The following is a 19,192-nucleotide window of genomic DNA, read 5'->3' as shown; positions in this document are numbered from 1 at the left end:
AAAAGGAAAATATAAAATGAAAAAAATGACCAGTGCAGAAATTAGACAGATGTTTTTAGACTACTTCAAATCAAAAGGACATTCTGTTGAACCTTCTGCTAATCTTGTACCTGTTAATGATCCCACACTGTTATGGATTAACTCAGGTGTTGCCACCTTAAAAAAATATTTTGATGGTTCAGTGATTCCTGACAATCCAAGAATTACCAATGCTCAAAAATCAATTAGGACTAATGATATTGAAAATGTTGGTAAAACAGCCAGACACCATACCATGTTTGAAATGCTTGGAAACTTTTCTATTGGTGATTATTTTAGAGATGAAGCGATTGCTTTTGCATATGAATTATTAACTGGTGACGAATGGTTTGCTTTTCCAAAAGAAAAACTTTACATGACTTATTATCCAGCTGATAAAGATTCTTACAATCGCTGGATAGAATTGGGTGTTGAACCAAGTCATTTGATTCCTTTAGAAGAAAACTTCTGGGAAATTGGTGCTGGTCCTTCAGGCCCTGATACTGAAATTTTCTTTGACCGTGGTGAAGCTTTTGACCCTGACAATATTGGTATTCGTTTACTTGAAGAAGATATTGAAAATGACCGCTATATTGAAATTTGGAATATTGTGTTATCACAATTTAATGCTGATCCAAGTATTCCAAGAAGTGAGTATAAAGAACTACCAAACAAAAACATTGATACCGGCATGGGACTTGAGCGCATGGTTGCGATTATTCAAGGGGCTAAGACAAACTTTGAAACTGACCTCTTTATGCCGATTATTCGTGAACTAGAAAAACTTTCTGGTAAAACCTACGATCCAGATGGTAATAATATGAGTTTTAAAGTTATCGCCGATCATATTCGTTCTCTTGCTTTTGCAATTGGTGATGGGGCACTTCCTGGAAATGAAGGACGTGGCTATGTTCTGCGTCGTCTTCTTCGTCGTGCGGTTATGCATGGCCGTCGTTTGGGGATTAAAGAATCATTCTTATATCGTTTGGTTGTTATTGTTGGTCAAATCATGGAAAGCTATTATCCAGAAGTTCTTGAAAAACATGACTTTATTGAAAAAATTATTAAACGTGAAGAAGAAACATTTGCTAAAACCATTGACTCAGGTTCAGTTCACTTAGACCAATTATTAGCTTCGTTAAAAGAAAAAGGTCAAACTACTCTAGAAGGAAAAGATATCTTTAAACTCTATGATACTTATGGTTTCCCTGTTGAACTGACGGAAGAATTGGCCGAAGATGAAGGCTTCACTATTGATCATGAAGGCTTTAAAGAAGCAATGAAAGAACAACAAGAGCGTGCGCGTGCTAACGTTGTTAAAGGTGGGTCAATGGGCATGCAAAATGAAACCTTGGCTAATATCACTGAACCATCGACATTCCTTTATGAAACAAATGCAACAGAGAGTACTTTGTCAGCCATCGTCGCAAATGATGAACGTGTTTCAGCAGTTAGTGAAAATGAAGCCTTCTTAATTTTTGAGGAAACGCCATTTTATGCTGAAAAAGGGGGACAAGTGGCTGACCATGGTGTTATTAAATCACCTACTGGTGATGTGGTTGCTAAAGTCGTTGATGTTCAATCGGCACCAAATGGCCAACCGCTTCATAAGGTAGAGGTTTTAAGTCTACTTGAAGAAGGTCAAACTTATTATCTAGAAATTGACAATGACCGTCGCTACCGAGTGATGAAAAATCATACAGCAACCCATCTACTTCACGCAGCACTTCATCATATTGTTGGTAATCATGCAGTCCAAGCAGGTTCATTAAATGAAGTAGCTTTCTTACGTTTTGACTTTACTCACTTTGAAGCTTTGACCAACCAAGAACTACGTCAAATTGAAGAAGAGATTAACCGTAAAATCTGGGAAGCTATTCCAATCAATACGATAGAAACTGATATAGATACTGCTAAAGAAATGGGTGCTATGGCTCTCTTTGGTGAGAAATATGGTAAGGTTGTTCGTGTTGTCTCTATTAGTGATTATTCTGTTGAGTTGTGTGGTGGTACCCATCTTGAAAACACTTCTGAAATTGGTATGTTTAAAATCATCAAAGAAGAAGGAATTGGCTCAGGAACGCGTCGTATCATTGCTGTGACCAGTAAAGAAGCTTATCTTGCCTACCGTGATCAAGAAGATGCTCTTAAGGAAATTGCTAAAACGATTAAAGCGCCCCAGCTTAAAGAAGTATCAAATAAAGTGGCGAGTCTTCAAGAACAATTACGCGAACTGCAAAAAGAAAATGCTATCTTAAAAGAAAAAGCTGCGTCAGCAGCAGCAGGTGAAATCTTTAGTAATCCTCAAGAGATTAAAGGAATTCGTTTACTTGCCAAAAAAGTTGATGTTTCAGATGCAGGTGCTCTTAGAACCTATGCTGATCAATGGAAACAAAAAGATTATTCAGATGTACTTGTCTTAGTGGCTGCAATTGGTGAAAAAGTCAATCTCCTTGTAGCAAGTAAAACAAAAGACATTCATTCTGGCAATCTTGTTAAAGCATTGGCACCAATTATTTCTGGTCGAGGTGGCGGAAAACCTGATATGGCGATGGCTGGTGGTTCAGATGCCTCTGCCATTTCAAAACTTCTTGAAACTGTTCAAGATTATATCTAATGAAAAAAACTGGTTATCTTTTTAACCAGTTTTTTATTTAAAAAAATCTTAAAAAAGTTTGAAAATTCATTTTCCATTCATTTAAGAATCTTATCATTAAATTGTAAATAAGAAAACTAACTTTTTAAAATAGAAAGAGGTAACTAAAATGAAACAACTAACAAAAAAATGGTTAATGATTGGAATTGTAGCTATTGTTGTTATTGCAGCAGGAGGTTATGCTATCGCTAATGAATTGTTTGATAGAGATTCTCCAATGGAAGAAAAAGTAGAAACTATTTTTGATGATGATGTTGATGTTGACGATGTCGATGACGATGATCATTTTGAAAGTAAAAATAATACACAAAAAGCAGTACAATCACCACAACCAAAAGCTGTTAAAGTTGATTTTAATTCTGCTATGAAAACAGCATTAGCAGATGCTAAAACAGGATTTGTGACTGATATTGAATTAGATTTTGATAACAATCAACCACACTATGATATTGAAATTGCAGAAAATAATACACAAAAATCTTATATCATTGATGCAACAACAGGTCAAATCATCTCAAGCATGGTTGAAAATGAGGACGATTATCCAATCACTGAGCCAAAACAAAAAATGGCAGATATTATTGCTTTGATTGGAAACAAATACAAAGGAGCACAAATAAAAGATATTTCACTAGATTCTGATTTCCCAAATCAAATGGTTTATGATGTCACTATTATTGCTGATAATTTAGAAAAAGAAATCATCATCAGTGCTGATGATGCGTCTGTTATTTCAGAAAAACTAGATGATTAAACATTCAAGTTTAAAACTTGCAATCAAATAATCAAAAGAAGAGGGGATTCCCCTCTTCTTTATATCACACAGATGTCTTGTGTTATAATAAATAAGAAAGGGATTGCAAAATGAAAATTTTAATTGTTGAAGATGAGTTTGATTTGAACAAAAGTATCGCTAAATTATTAAAAACACAACACTATACGACTGATAGTGCTTATAATGGTCAAGAAGCCCTTGATTATGTTGCTGTTAGTGAGTATGACGTGATTATTTTAGATGTCATGATGCCTAAAATGGATGGCTTTGAATTTCTCAAAGAAATAAGAAATAGTGGTAATCAAGTTCCTGTTTTAATGCTTACTGCTAAGGATGCTTTAGAGGACCGTGTTTTTGGTCTTGATTCAGGAGCAGATGACTACCTTACAAAACCTTTTGCTTTTGATGAATTAATGGCACGTCTTAGAGCAATGATGAGACGAACCAATCGCAAGGTTCTTTCTAACATTATTAACATCCATGACGTTGAGATTGACTTATCATTAAAGCAAGTCAGAAAGAACAAGGAGTTGATTGATCTGACGGGTAAAGAATATGAGTTATTGGAGTATTTAGCGCGCCATCGTAATCAAGTGCTTTCGCGAGAACAAATCCGTGAACATGTTTGGAATCTAGACTATGTTGGAGAATCAAATATCATTGATGTTCTAATCAAAAATCTTAGACGAAAACTAGACACTGATCAAGAACAATCGATTATTCTAACGAAGCGAGGGCTTGGCTATGTCATTCCCGAATAAAAAGACTTCCTCAGGGAAAAAAAGTATCATTAAAAAAATAACACTCTGGTATAGTTTTTTTATCTTTGTTATTTTAATAATAGTTTTTGTAGCGTCATTTTTCGTTTCTCGTAATATTTCAGAAACAGCAGGTCAACAAGAATTACAATCAAGTGCCCTTGAAATGGTTGGTGAATTAGATGATGACTTTGATGATTTTGAGTCCTTTGATGACGGCATCTATTATGTTATTTATAATGGTAATGGTCAGGTTATTCAAGGGAGTTATCCGCAGTCTTTTGACATAAATTCACCATTAAACATTGGACAAATCACAGATGTGAAAATTAATAATAGAACCTTTCAATATTATGACTTGGCAATTCTAAACAGTAGTCAATGGCTAAGAGCTATTCGAGTTAAAAATCAGATGGATGAAGAGCTAAAGACCTTGCTTTTAACAGTTATCATTGTTTTACCTTTGATGATGATGATTGTTATTTTAGGCGGCTATTTGATTCTTAAAAAATCCTTCAAACCGATTGAAGAGATTAATCAAACAGCTCAAGAAATAACAACTCAGAAAGATTACAGTAAACGCATTGCCATTTCTGATAAAAAAGATGAACTAACCACTCTGGCTCAAGTGATAAACACCATGCTTGACTCTATTGAGAATTCCTTTAAACGAGAGAAACAATTTAACAATGATGTCTCTCATGAACTGAGAACACCTGTAACAGTTATTCTTTCTGAGAGTGAATACGGTAAAAAATACGCTGAAAATTTATCAGATGCTAAAGAATCATTCGATGTCATCCATAGACAATCACAATTAATGAAACAATTGGTTGAGCAAATTTTAGAATTAACCAGAGCAGAAAATAAGACACAGTTGACAATGGAAACTATTGATTTTTCTCAATTTGTTAGACAGTTTGTTGAAGATAGTAAAAGACTATTTAGTGATCAATCCATTTTCTTGGACACGCAGATTGAAGAAGGTATCAGTTTAGTTGGCGATCCTATTTTGTTAAAACGTTTGATTGATAATCTGGTTTCTAATGCACTCAAATTTACGAAAGACACCATTAAAATCAGTTTAACTCAAACGGAAAGTGATGTTATTCTTAGTATAAAAGACAATGGAAAAGGGATTGCAAAAGATGAGCTTGAAAAAATCTGGCATCGTTTCTATCGAATTGATAGCTCAAGACACACAAAAGGAGTAGGTCTTGGCTTGTCACTTGTTAAAGAAATAGCAACCCTCCATAAAGCACAAGTCAGTGTAGATTCAGAAAAAAATCAAGGTAGTGACTTTAGAGTTATTTTTAAGAAGAAGTAATGGTTTTACTTAGATGATTTATTAGAGTAAAAGTAGTCAGAGCAAAAAGTCTGACTGCTTTTTTGTGATATAATAAAGCTATTATAAGGATTGTGAAATAGTGCTTGATTTCAAGTTTCAAATAAATAGCTTTACTATTTATTAAAGTGTTTTATAAAGTAATAGACTAAATAAAAGGACATCTCTTGATAATCTGACAAAGCTAGCTAGTTTTCTTGTCGGTTCATCGCTTATACTAAATTTTTAAAATGATAACGTGTTCTTTAAAAGGATTTATGAAAGGAGTGAGATAGTATGAAATATCTAAAGAAAAGACCTTTTGTCACTTACAGCATTTTATGGCTTCTAGGATTTGGTTTACTAGCTGTTGCTTCAATACTAATTGCGATGACTCTTCCCATGACGTCAGCTGATGCTAATGGTGTCATCCTATGGGCGCAAAAACAGAAAGTTATTTTACAGTTAGCAGATGAATTATTAGTGTTTAGTGCACCAACACTATTATCAGCAGTTCTATTGTTGCATCATAAAATAAACAAACAAATGCCTCTTCAATCTTCAATTATGCTTGCTTTGTTTTTCGTTTTGACAATTGGCATTATCTATACTGTATTTGCTCTTGGCAGATTGGTCTATCCTGTTAATGGCTTATCACTAACAGCTGATCTCGCCCTACTTTCAGCAAATCAATTATTTGCTGGATTACACTTGGTGTCACTGGCATTAGTACCATGTGTCATAACCATTGCTGTTTTAAGTCGTTCAAAAATAGTAGGTTTAGCGACTGTTATTACTACATTGTTACAGGTAATTGGAACCTATTATGCAGAAGCAGTTTCGGTACCACTTGCAATTTCAACAATGATTGTTCTTTTTGCTTGGTCAGCTCTAGCTATTGTTGGTTTAAAACGTTATTATGTATAGAAATGTCAATTGTTTAGAAAAATCAAGTAGTCAAAAAAATTGACTGCTTTTTGTGATATAATAAAATAACGTTCTCACACAGAAAGGAATATGTTTTGGATTATAAATTTTTACTTTTTGATTTAGACCACACCTTGTTTGATTTTGAATTGGCAGAAGAAAAAGCTTTGACCTTACTATTAAAAGAAGCTAATGTGAATGATATTTCTTCTTATATGGCTTATTATAAGCCGATGAATAAGGCTATGTGGGAGTCTTTATCAAAAAAAGAAATCACAAAAGAAGTCTTGGTTAAAACACGTTTTGCCAATTTATTTACTCATTTTAATCGCACAGAAGATGGTCTTTTCTGGGCAAAACGTTATGAGTACTATCTTGGTCAACAAGGCGACGTTTATCCTTTTGTAACAAGTTTATTAGAGAGACTAACCAAAGAAAATTTTCAACTTTATGCGGTAACTAATGGCATTACCACCATTCAAGAAAACCGCCTCAATTATTCGCCAATCAGTCACTATTTTAAACAGGTATTTATTTCAGACAAAATCGGTCATCACAAGCCAGACATTGCTTTTTTTAATCATGTAGCAGCAGCTATTGATGCCTTTAAAGCGCGTGAGGCTCTTGTGATTGGCGATAATCTTTTAGCCGACATCAAAGGTGGTAAAGATGCGGGCATTGATACTGTTTGGTATAATCCTGATAAAAAAGTAAACACACTTGATATCCAACCAACGTTTGAAATTAAAAGCTTGGAAGAATTACTAAGTGTCGTTTTAAATCTTGATAAATCATAGTCTATTTGGGAGCATTTGCTCCTTTTTTGTTATAATAATGTTATGAATGAACGTATAAAACACAAATTAGAATTATTACCTGATAGTCCAGGATGTTATCTTCATAAGGATAAAAATGGTCAGATTATCTATGTTGGTAAGGCAAAAAATCTTCGAAATCGTGTCCGTTCTTATTTTAGAGGAAGTCATGACACAAAGACAGAAATGCTTGTTTCTGAAATAGAAGATTTTGAGTTTATTGTTACCAACTCAAACACGGAAGCCCTCCTTCTTGAAATCAATCTTATTCAAGAAAACAAGCCCAAATACAACATTCGCTTGAAAGATGACAAATCGTATCCTTTTATCAAGATAACTAATGAGGATTATCCTAGAATTGTTATTACGCGACAAGTCAAAAAAGATGGCGGTCGTTATTTTGGTCCTTATCCAGATGCAGGGGCAGCCAATGATATCAAAAAAATGCTAGATCGTATTTTTCCTTTCAAAAAATGTACTAATCCACCAGAAAAAGTTTGTTTTTATTATCATTTAGGACAGTGTATGGCGCATACTGTTTGCCATGTTGATAAGGCATTTTTTATGGCTATGGCTAATGATGTTAAGCATTTTCTAAACGGACAAGATGATAAAATCGTTAATCAAATTAAGGAAAAAATGCAAACAGCTGCTGAAGCATTAGAATTTGAAAGAGCAGCAGAATATCGCAATCTCTTACAGGCAATAGCCACACTAAGAACCAAGCAACGAATCATGCATCAAGATATGATTGACCGTGATATCTTTGCTTATGCGATTGATAAGGGTTGGATGTGTGTACAGGTTTTCTTTGTCAGACAAGGAAAACTGATTGAAAGAGATGTCAATCTGTTTCCTTACTACAATGAGCCTGAGGAAGATTTTTTGACCTATATTGGTCAATTCTATCAAGAAAACAAACACTTAACACCCAAGGAGATTTTTATCCCTCAAGATATCGATGAAACAATGGTTTCAGCTTTGGTTTCAAGTAAGGTCGTTAAACCTTTACGGGGTGAAAAGAAGCAGTTGGTTAATCTAGCGACAAAAAATGCTAGGATGAGTCTCCAACAAAAATTTGACCTCCTAGAAAAAGATTTAAAGAAAACCAAGGGAGCGATTGAAAACCTTGGAAAAAAACTAAATATTGCCACTCCTCATCATATTGAAGCCTTTGACAACTCCAATATTATGGGAACGAGTCCTGTTTCGGCCATGGTTGTTTTTATAGACGGTAAACCAAGTAAAAAAGATTACCGTAAATATAAGATTAAAACAGTTGTTGGTCCCGATGACTACGCATCGATGAGAGAAGTGATTAAAAGACGGTACAGTCGTTTAAAAAATGAAGGACTGCCTCAACCTGATTTAATTGTTGTCGATGGTGGACAAGGGCAGATGACAGTAGCCAAGGAGGTGTTAAAGAAACTTGAACTAGCGATTCCAGTGGCAGGGCTGCAAAAAAATGATAAGCACCAAACCCATGAATTACTGTTTGGTGATCCTTTACAGGTGATTGATTTAAAACGAAACTCTGAAGAATTTTTTCTTCTTCATCGCTTGCAAGACGAAGTTCACCGCTTTGCCATCACTTTTCATAGACAAGTCCGTAGTAAAAATTCTTTTTCTTCTAAATTGGACAGTATTGCTGGACTTGGACCTAAAAGAAAACAAAAACTGCTTAAAAACTTTAAGAGTTTGACCAAGATAAAAGAAGCTAGTGTTGAAGAGATTGTTACACTTGGTATTCCTGAAAAAGTTGCAAAAACAGTCTTGGAAGTGTTAAAAGAAGAGTCCGTTCAAAAATAGCTGACAGACAACAATAATTACTTAGTCGTTACCTATTAATTTTATGTCATCAATGGCTGAAATCCTTTGCAAAAAATGATAAAATATTATTATTAGAGCTTTTAGAAAGGAACTAACTATGAAATTTCTAGAACTGAACAAAAAACGTCATGCCACTCGCTCTTTCAACGACAAACCTGTCGATTTGAATGATGTGAGAACTGCTATCGAGATTGCCACTTTGGCACCAAGTGCTCTTAACATTCAACCATGGAAGTTTGTTATTGTGAAAGAAAAGAAAAAAGAACTTGCTGATATCATGCTTGGTCGTAATGTCAAACAAATTGAGGAAGCACAATGTGCCATTGTCATTTTTAGTGATACTGATCTTCCTAAACGTGCCAGAAAGATTGCTCGTTTTGCGGTCAATAAAATTTCTGATGAACAGCTTGGTAATTATGCAACTGTTTATCCAAAAATGCTTGAGAAATATGATGAAAAAACAAAAGGAGAATTTTTATCCTTTAATATCGGTCTGGTTACTATGAATCTTGCCTTAGCCTTAACCGACCAAGGAATTGGTTCAAATATTTTAATGGGATTTGACAAATCAAAAGCTAATGACGTTTTGGGAATTGATCCAAGATTTAGACCTGAAATTGTCTTAAGTGTTGGCTATACCGATGAAAAACTAGAAGCTAATTTCCGTATACCTGTAGATGAATTAATTGAAAAAAGATAAGGAGAAATAATGACTGTAGATTTTAAACAAGAAGTAGCAAAACGTCGTGATGATATGATGAAAGATTTACTCGACTTACTAAGAATTAAGTCTGAGCGTGAAGATGATAAGGCAGATGCCACTCATCCTTTTGGACCAGGTCCTGTTAATGCCCTTAATCATTTTTTAAAAATGGCTGAGCGTGACGGCTATACCACTAAAAATATTGACAATTATGCCGGTCAATTTGAATATGGTGACGGTGATGAGGTTTTAGGTATTTTTGCCCATCTCGATGTCGTGCCAGCCGGTAGTGATTGGGAAACAGACCCCTATGAACCAGTTATCAAAGACGGCAAACTCTATGCGCGTGGCTCTTCAGATGATAAAGGACCAACCATGGCGTGTTACTATGGTCTAAAAATCATCAAAGAATTAGGGCTTCCTGTTTCAAAAAAAGTTCGCTTTATTGTTGGTACTGATGAAGAGTCTGGTTGGGGTGATATGGATTATTATTTCAAACATAATGACCAAAAATTACCGGACTTTGGTTTTTCTCCTGATGCGGAATTTCCAATCATTAATGGGGAAAAAGGAAATATCACTGAGTACCTTCATTTTTCAGGGAAGAATTCAGGGGATTTAGTGCTTCACAGCTTTAAAGGTGGTCTTCGTGAAAACATGGTTCCTGAGTCTGCTACAGCCATTATTTCTGGTAACTTGACACTTGCTGAAACAAAATCTGCTTTTGATAAATACGTGGCAGAAAATCCTGAAATTTCTGGAACAGTGACAGAAGAAGATGGTAAAATTGTCATCACTGTAATTGGTAAATCTGCTCATGGGATGTCTCCTCAAGTAGGTATCAATGGGGCAACATATCTTGCTAGCTTTATTGCTAATTGTGATTTTGATGGACCTGCAAAAGCCTTCCTAACCTTGATTGGTAATGTTCTCCATCAAGATTACTATGGCAAAAATGTTGGCATAGCATACACTGATGACAAAATGGGTGAGTTAACCATGAATGCCGGTGTTTTCAACTTTGATGAAATGTCTGATGATAATACTATCGCCTTAAACATGCGTTACCCTCAAGGCACAACACCAGAAAAGATTAAAGCAGTTCTTGAAAAATTGGCAGGCGTTGAAAAAGTAACTGTATCAGAACATGGTCACATCCCACACTATGTGCCAATGGATGACCCACTTGTTGCTACCTTGTTAAATGTTTATGAAAAACATACCGGCTTAAAAGGTGAAGAAAAGATTATTGGAGGTGGTACCTTTGGTCGTCTTCTTAAGCGTGGTGTTGCCTACGGTGCTATGTTCCCAGGCTATGAAAATACCATGCATCAAGCCAATGAATTTACCGATGTAGAGGATCTATACAGAGCAGCAGCTATCTATGCTGAATCCATTTATGAGCTTATCAAATAAAATATAATAAACAATAGCATATGTTTTAACCCTTTGCCTTTTATAGAAGCAAAGGGTTTTTTCTTTTTTTACTTTATTTATTAAACGATTAATTAACTTTTTGATGTCTAAAAAGTAAAGAAGAACTTTATCATATATTATTTTGATTAAAAATATTTCAATCTTTTATTAAGACTATCAGCATATTTTATTCATTATTTATTAGTTATTTATTTTGGAAAATAATATCTCTGTTAATGAGAGGATTAAAGTTAATCATATTGAGTGAAAAAAATCTAAAGTCTTACTTTTTCAAGTTAGAACATTGTATTATTTCATCATTATATAGAAAGATGGTAAAGGTTAATTTTACTAATGAATGATATCTAAATTCTGTCAGATGAAAAGGGGTGATTTTTCTTAGTCAATAAAAAATCAACAAGTTAATGATTTAAACCATTATAATTGACAAACGCTTTCATAAAGCCTATACTTGTAGTAAACTTAGTACCTTTGGCCATTTTTATATTAAGGAGATTATATGTCAAAAGAAAAAAAGAATTTAGAAAGCAAGCAGAGATTTACCATCAAAAAATTCAAAATAGGAGCTGCCTCTGTTTTGATAGGAACTGTTTTTGCTGTTTTTTCTAGTACCGTACAAGCAGATGAATCAGTTTCATCTTTGGATGATACATTGATACAAATTAGTAATCCAGAAGAAACAGAAAATCTAACTGCTGTGGAAATGACCGAAACACCTAATACCATCGCTATTTCGGAAGCAAGCGAAGAGGAAAATTCAACTAATGATTTAGTAAGTCCGGAAGTGTTAGCAACAACAGAAGTTGTTAATAATTCTAGTGATTCAGAAGAAATTGTTGCTGAAAATAGTACGGTTGTGTTACCTGTTATAGAAGAAAATACCGAAGTTTTTGAAGAAACTAATGTTTCAAATAACACTGACCTACTTTCTGAGAATTATGAGGAAACTACTGAAAATTCAGATACCTTAGCTTCCATTGAAAACAAAAAGAATGAGAAAGCAACTGATGATAATCTTGATAAAAAGAATGAAGATGTTGCAATTGAAGATAATCAAGCAGTGGCATCATTAAATGATTCAAATTTATCTCAAAGTGATGATAATCAGATTATAGCACCAAAATCAGAAGTGACAAAATCATTTTCTGTTGAGAAAAGTGAGGTTCCTTCTACTTCTGCAATGAATCGTCCTTCAAATGAAGGGGATCCCATCCCTTATGGTACAGATTTTAGATCTGATACAGCTGCTCAGATGAGTGTAACAACACCAAGAGAAAAAAATCTTGACTTAGTTAGGTTAAGCCAACAAATTGTTTGGGTTGATTTTACAGATGATAATGACATTACCAATGTTGATATTGTAAACGGAAAAAAAGCACTCAAGGTTGGAACAATTTTTGAAAAAGAGATATCTCCTGGATTTACTGTCAAAGCAGAAGTTATTGGTTTAACACCTTTTGAAGCTACTGATTACTATAAAGATCTTACAGGAGGAGATCCTGCAAAAGGCTATAATCCTAACGCTGTTAATAGATACCGATCAGATAATGGTAATTGGCGTCTTAGAAACAAACCTGCAAGAGTTGTATTAAAGCCTCAGGATCCCAACTGGTCTCATGTAAGATTAGCGGGTTTAAGTACAGAAAATAGACTTACTAACTTTGGTGTTGATGGCGGAGGATTTAATGTTGGGTTGCAATTAAAAGTAACTGCAATTTATAAAGGACAAGAAGTCCCTGCAACTATTCTTATGGCTGATGGTGAAGAAGCTGGACCTCATGAAACCAATATTTTTACTACAAATGGTTCAGGTTTTGAAGAAATTGCTAATATTAAGCAAAGGGATAGTAATGTTAGATATACTGTGAACTCTGAAACTGATTTATCAAGTATTTCAAATGCTGGATTCAAGCCTGAGTATTGGGCGAATCCTGATCAAGTAACGGGTGGCCTTGGTTCAAAAGTTTTTGGAGGGGTTAGAACATCTAAAAACTCTCATAGTGTTCCTGTAGTAGCAACTACAGGAGCTACAGAAGTTGGAATATATATGAATACTTCTGGAGGGCAGTCTGCTCAACTTGGTTTTTTACTGACTGATATAGGTGATGCTCCAGGTTCATATGGTTATGTGGCACATGCGATTAAAAATACTCCGGGAGTAACTTCTCCATTTCTTGGAACAGAAAAACCTGATTTTGATGTAGATCAATCAGATACCCAAGGAACAGGTGATGAGTGGATTAGAGATGACAACAATGATATTGGAGATGAGGGTGATAACCAGTTATCTGCTGACGGCAATCCATTTGTGATTCATGAAGCTGAAAAACAAGAATACACTCTTTCAATTAAAGCTAATAGAAATGGAAATGATAAAGCTTTTGTTAAAGGATGGATTGATTTTAATAATAATGGGAAATTTGAAGAAAATGAATCATCTGAGATGACAGAAGTTACTACAGATGGTCAAATTGATCTTGTTTTTCAAAATGCTCCTCAAGTGGTTGATACAGAAATATCGGCACTTGGAGCTCGTGTTAGAATTGCTTTGAAATCTGAAGAAATTGAATTGCCAATTGATTTGGCAACTTCTGGTGAGGTAGAAGATTTTCTAATAAAAACTATTCATCCACCAAAAGGTGAACGAAAAGAAACCTCAGGAAATCAAGGTGAACCACAAACAGCTACCATTAATTTCACGGCTTATGGGAAATTAAAGACTGACTTCAACTCAGAAAATACTATTGATACAACTCAAGCAATTAAAATTGTTGACCCAAATGGAAATCTGGTAACCAGTTACACTAAACAAGGACAAGGAACCTATACTGTTACATCAGATGGTACAGTGACTTTTGTTCCTGAAGCTAGCTTTTATGGTACAGCAGATGGTGTGGTTATAAGAGCAACAGATAAAAATGGTCAAACTACAGGTTGGACTTCAAATACATCATTAAATGGTTTGGATAATATTAATAATGGTATTAATGGTCAAATGACAATGGATGGTGTATATATTCCAACTGTAATTCGTGTAACACCAACATCAAATTCATCTCATACAATAGGTCTTCAAGGACAAATACAAACCTCATCAATTGTTTTTGTAATAGATGAAAATGGTTCTAATACAGGACTAACAGTTAATTTTATCCGTGGTGCAAGCACTCCTAAAGCTGAAATTGACAATGATTCCATTATTCTTTTAGATCTTTCTGGACAACCCACTGATCAGCCAGTTGCAGTTTTTGATGATACTGGTAAAAAGGTTGGGACATATTCTCTAGATAAGGTTAATAATAGTATTATTTTTAATCCTGAAAAAGATTTTTACGGTACCTCTCCAAGTATTACTATACAGGCAGCAGATAAAAATGGAACAACTGTTACAGCCACTTATACACCAGAGGTGACTAAAGTAACGCCAACAGGAAGTGATGTGACCTCAACCGGTCTTCAAGGACAGGAACAAAATGGCCAGCCAATCTTTACTGGAGGAGCCTCAGTGGTTCCAATGGATGATACGGTGGCAGCCACCTTTGAGGATGGTAGTACAACAATAACTATTGTAGGAGAAGGGACTTATACAGTTGCCTCAGACGGCGTAGTGACTTTCACACCAGAGCCAACCTTTATAGGTGTAGGTACTGGTGTAACAGTTAAGCGAGTAGATACTAATGGCACTCCAGCGACAGCTAAGTACACGCCAGAGGTGACTAAAGTAACGCCAACAGGAAGTGATGTGACCTCAACCGGTCTTCAAGGACAGGTACAAACTGGCCAGCCAATCTTTACTGGAGGAGCTTCAGTAGTTCCAATGGATGATACGGTGGCAGCCACCTTTGAAGACGGTAGTACAACAATAACTATTGTAGGAGAAGGGACTTATACAGTTGCCTCAGACGGCGTAGTGACTTTCACGCCAGAACCAACCTTTATAGGTGTAGGTACTGGTGTAACAGTTAAGCGAGTAGATACTAATGGCACTCCAGCGACAGCTAAGTACACGCCAGAGGTGACTAAAGTAATGCCAACAGGAAGTGATGTGACCTCAACCGGTCTTCAAGGACAGGTACAAACTGGCCAGCCAATCTTTACTGGAGGAGCTTCAGTAGTTCCAATGGATGATACGGTGGCAGCCACCTTTGAAGACGGTAGTACAACAATAACTATCACAGGAGAAGGGACTTATACAGTTGCCTCAGATGGTGTTGTAACCTTCACGCCAGAACCAACCTTTACGGGTACAGGTACTGGTGTAACAGTTAAACGAGTAGATACTAATGGCACTTCAGCGACAGCTAAGTACACGCCAGAGGTGACTAAAGTAACGCCAACAGGAAGTGATGTAACCTCAACCGGTCTTCAAGGCCAAGTCCAAACTGGTACACCAGTCTTTACGGAGGGTGACCCACTTGTCCCAATGGATGATACGATACCAGCCACCTTTGAAGACGGTAGTACGACCAAGACGATAGTAGGAGAAGGAACTTATACCGTTACACCAGACGGTGTAGTGACTTTCACACCAGAGCCAACCTTTATAGGTGTAGGTACTGGTGTAACAGTTAAGCGAGTAGATACTAATGGCACTCCAGCGACAGCTAAGTACACGCCAGAGGTGACTAAAGTAACGCCAACAGGAAGTGATGTGACCTCAACCGGTCTTCAAGGACAGGTACAAACTGGCCAGCCAATCTTTACTGGAGGAGCCTCAGTGGTTCCGATGGATGATACGGTGCCAGCCACCTTTGAAGACGGTAGTACAACAATAACTATTGCAGGAGAAGGGACTTATACAGTTGCCTCAGACGGCGTAGTGACTTTCACGCCAGAACCAACCTTTACGGGTACAGGTACTGGTGTAACAGTTAAGCGAGTAGATATTAATGGCACTTCAGCGACAGCTAAGTACACGCCAGAGGTGACTAAAGTAACACCATCAGGTGCTGATGTGTCATCGATAGGTCTCCAAGGACAGGTACAAACTGGGCAACCAGGCTTTACTGGTGGATCCACACTTGTCCCAATGGATGATACGATACCAGCCACCTTTGAAGACGGTAGTATGACCAAGACGATAGTAGGAGAAGGAACTTATACCGTTACACAAGACGGTGTAGTGACTTTCACGCCAGAACTCACCTTTACAGGCACAGGAACCGGAGTTACCGTTAAGCGAGTGGATGTTAATGGTACTTCTGCCACAGCTAACTATACACCAACAGTAACAGCAGTAACACCAGCAGGTGCTGATGTGTCATCAGTAGGTCTCCAAGGACAGGTACAAACCGGGCAACCAGTTTTTACTGGAGGAGCTCCAGTAGTTCCGATGGACGATACGGTGCCAGCCACCTTTGAAGATGGTAGCACAAGCAAGACGATAGTAGGAGAAGGAACTTATACCGTTGCACCAGACGGCGTAGTGACTTTCACGCCAGAACCAACCTTTACAGGCACAGGAACCGGAGTTACTGTTAAAAGAGTAGATACTAATGGCACCTCAGCGACAGCTAAGTATATGCCAACAGTTAAACCAGTCACTCCATCAGGCAATTCTGTGACTTCATCAGGTTTACAAGGACAGGTACAAACCGGGCAGCCAGCCTTTATGGCAGGTGACCCTCTTGTTCCAATGGATGATACGGTGGCAGCCACCTTTGAAGACGGTAGTACAACAATAACTATTGCAGGAGAAGGGACTTATACAGTTGCCTCAGACGGCGTAGTGACTTTCACGCCAGAATCAACCTTTACAGGCACAGGAACCGGAGTTACCGTTAAACGTGTTGATACTAATGGCACCTCAGCGACAGCTAAGTATACGCCAACAGTTAAACCAGTCACCCCAACAAGTGAGGATGCCAACTCAACCGGTCTTCAAGGCCAAGTCCAAACTGGTACACCAGTCTTTACGGCAGGTGATCCACTTGTTCCAATAGATGATACGGTTCCAGCCACCTTTGAAGATGGTAGCACAAGCAAGACGATAGCAGGAGAAGGAACTTATACCGTTGCACCTGACGGTGCTGTAACTTTCACGCCAGAACTCACCTTTACAGGCATAGGAACCGGAGTTACCGTTAAACGTATTGATGTCAATGGCACCTCAGTGACAGCTAACTATACACCAACAGTAACAGCAGTAACACCAACCGGAACTGATGTCACCTCGACAGGTCTCCAAGGCCAAGTCCAAACCAGTACACCTGTTTTTACTGGAGGAGCTTCAGTAGTTCCGATGGATGATACGGTTCCAGCCACCTTTGAAGATGGTAGCACAACAATAACTATTGCAGGAGAAGGAACTTATACCGTTGCGTCAGACGGTACGGTAACTTTCACTCCAGAACCAACTTTCATAGGAACAGGTACTGGAGTTACTGTAAAACGACAGGATGTTAATGGCACCTCTGCCACAGCTAAATACACACCAACAGTAACAGCAGTAACACCAACCGGCAATTCTGTGACTTCATTAGGTTTACAAGGTCAGGTACAAGTCGGTACACCAGTCTTTACGGCAGGTGACCCACTTGTTCCGATGGATGATACAGTGCCGGCCACCTTTGAAGATGGTAGCACAACAATAACTATTGCAGGAGAAGGAACTTATACCGTTGCTTCAGACGGTACGGTAACCTTCACTCCAGAACCAACTTTCACAGGAACAGGTACTGGAGTTACTGTAAAACGACTGGACGTCAATGGCACCTCTGCCACAGCTAAATACACACCAACAGTAACAGCAGTAACACCAACCGGAAATTCTGTGACTTCATTAGGTTTACAAGGTCAGGTACAAGCCGGTACACCAGTCTTTACGGCAGGTGATCCACTTGTTCCGATGGATGATACGGTGCCGGCCACCTTTGAAGACGGTAGTACAACAATAACTATTGCAGGAGAAGGGACTTATACTGTCGCACCAGATGGTATGGTAACCTTCACCCCAGAACCAACCTTTACAGGCACAGGAACCGGAGTTACTGTAAAACGATTGGACGTCAATGGTACCTCAGCGACAGCTAAGTATACGCCAAAGGTGATTGAGGTTCTGCCAATAGGAAATGATGTAATCTCAACGGGTCTTCAAGGTCAGGTACAAGCCGGTAAACCTGTCTTTACGGCAGGTGACCCACTTGTTCCGATGGATGATACAGTGCCAGCCACTTTTGAAGATGGTAGCACAACACTAACTATTCCAGGAGAAGGAACTTATACCGTTGCACCAGATGGCACTGTTACCTTCACGCCAGAACTAACCTTCACAGGCACAGGTACTGGAGTTACCGTTAAACGTGTTGATGTTAATGGTACTTCTGCCACAGCTAACTATACACCAACAGTAACAGCAGTAACACCAACCGGTACAGATGGCACTTCAACTGGTCTCCAAGGTCAAGTGCAAACAGGCAAACCAACCTTCACAGGTGGTGACCCACTTGTTCCGATGGATGATAGTGTTCCAGCCACCTTTGAAGACGGTAGCACAACAGTAACTATTCCAGGAGAAGGGACTTATACTGTCGCACCAGACGGTACGGTAACCTTCACGCCAGAACCAACCTTTACAGGAACTGGTACTGGAGTTACCGTTAAACGTGTCGATGTCAATGGAACTTCTGCCACAGCTAACTATACGCCAACAGTAACAGCAGTAACACCAACCGGTACAGATGCCACCTCAACAGGTCTCCAAGGTCAAGTGCAAACAGGCAAACCAACCTTCACAGAAGGTGATGTTGCAGTTCCGATGGATGACACAGTAGCGGCTACCTTTGAAGACGGTAGCACAACAGTAACTATTCTAGGAGAAGGTACTTATACCGTTGCACCAGATGGCACTGTTACCTTCACTCCAGAATTAACCTTCATAGGCACAGGAAGTGGCGTAACCGTTAAACGTGTTGATGTTAATGGCACTTCTGTCACAGCTAAGTATACGC

At 37.7% G+C, this 19,192-nt stretch carries 10 protein-coding genes; all 10 read left to right on the top strand.

From position 1 onward, the window contains the following. The first annotated feature begins 16 nt into the window (after positions 1–16). Positions 17–2,635, top strand: a complete 2,619-nt coding sequence (alaS, locus tag JHK64_RS07120; RefSeq protein ID WP_199568299.1) for an alanine--tRNA ligase — start codon at positions 17–19, stop codon at positions 2,633–2,635. 148 nt (positions 2,636–2,783) lie between these two features. Continuing rightward, entirely contained in the window at positions 2,784–3,428 is a 645-nt protein-coding gene (locus JHK64_RS07115; protein ID WP_199568298.1) for a PepSY domain-containing protein, read from the top strand. A 110-nt stretch (positions 3,429–3,538) separates the two neighbouring features. Beyond that, entirely contained in the window at positions 3,539–4,210 is a 672-nt protein-coding gene (locus JHK64_RS07110; protein WP_199568297.1) for a response regulator transcription factor, read from the top strand. After that, positions 4,194–5,534 (top strand): sensor histidine kinase, encoded by a 1,341-nt coding sequence (locus tag JHK64_RS07105; RefSeq protein WP_199568296.1) that lies wholly within the window; start codon positions 4,194–4,196, stop codon positions 5,532–5,534. The genes JHK64_RS07110 and JHK64_RS07105 overlap by 17 nt, the downstream gene beginning before the upstream one ends. Before the next feature lie 294 nt (positions 5,535–5,828). Next, positions 5,829–6,458: a hypothetical protein gene (locus JHK64_RS07100; RefSeq protein WP_199568295.1), complete on the top strand. Its 630-nt coding sequence runs from the start codon at positions 5,829–5,831 to the stop codon at positions 6,456–6,458. Positions 6,459–6,553: 95 nt separating this feature from the next. Beyond that, entirely contained in the window at positions 6,554–7,255 is a 702-nt protein-coding gene (locus tag JHK64_RS07095) for a YjjG family noncanonical pyrimidine nucleotidase (RefSeq protein WP_199568294.1), read from the top strand. A gap of 42 nt (positions 7,256–7,297) precedes the next feature. Further along, a complete protein-coding gene (uvrC, locus tag JHK64_RS07090; RefSeq protein WP_199568293.1) occupies positions 7,298–9,082 on the top strand; it encodes an excinuclease ABC subunit UvrC in 1,785 nt (594 codons plus the stop codon). A gap of 118 nt (positions 9,083–9,200) precedes the next feature. Next, entirely contained in the window at positions 9,201–9,803 is a 603-nt protein-coding gene (locus tag JHK64_RS07085; protein ID WP_199568292.1) for a nitroreductase family protein, read from the top strand. A gap of 9 nt (positions 9,804–9,812) precedes the next feature. Next, complete coding sequence (pepV, locus tag JHK64_RS07080) at positions 9,813–11,222, top strand: dipeptidase PepV (protein WP_199568291.1); 1,410 nt, start codon at positions 9,813–9,815, stop codon at positions 11,220–11,222. Positions 11,223–11,742: 520 nt separating this feature from the next. After that, the coding region (locus JHK64_RS07075; RefSeq protein WP_199568290.1) for a GEVED domain-containing protein at positions 11,743–19,192 on the top strand (7,450 nt) is incomplete at its 3' end.

Origin of the sequence: Streptococcus zalophi, assembly GCF_016481285.1 — a bacterium.
In the GTDB taxonomy this organism is placed as follows: Bacteria; Bacillota; Bacilli; order Lactobacillales; family Streptococcaceae; genus Streptococcus; species Streptococcus zalophi.
This window is presented reverse-complemented; position numbering and strand designations above follow the sequence as displayed.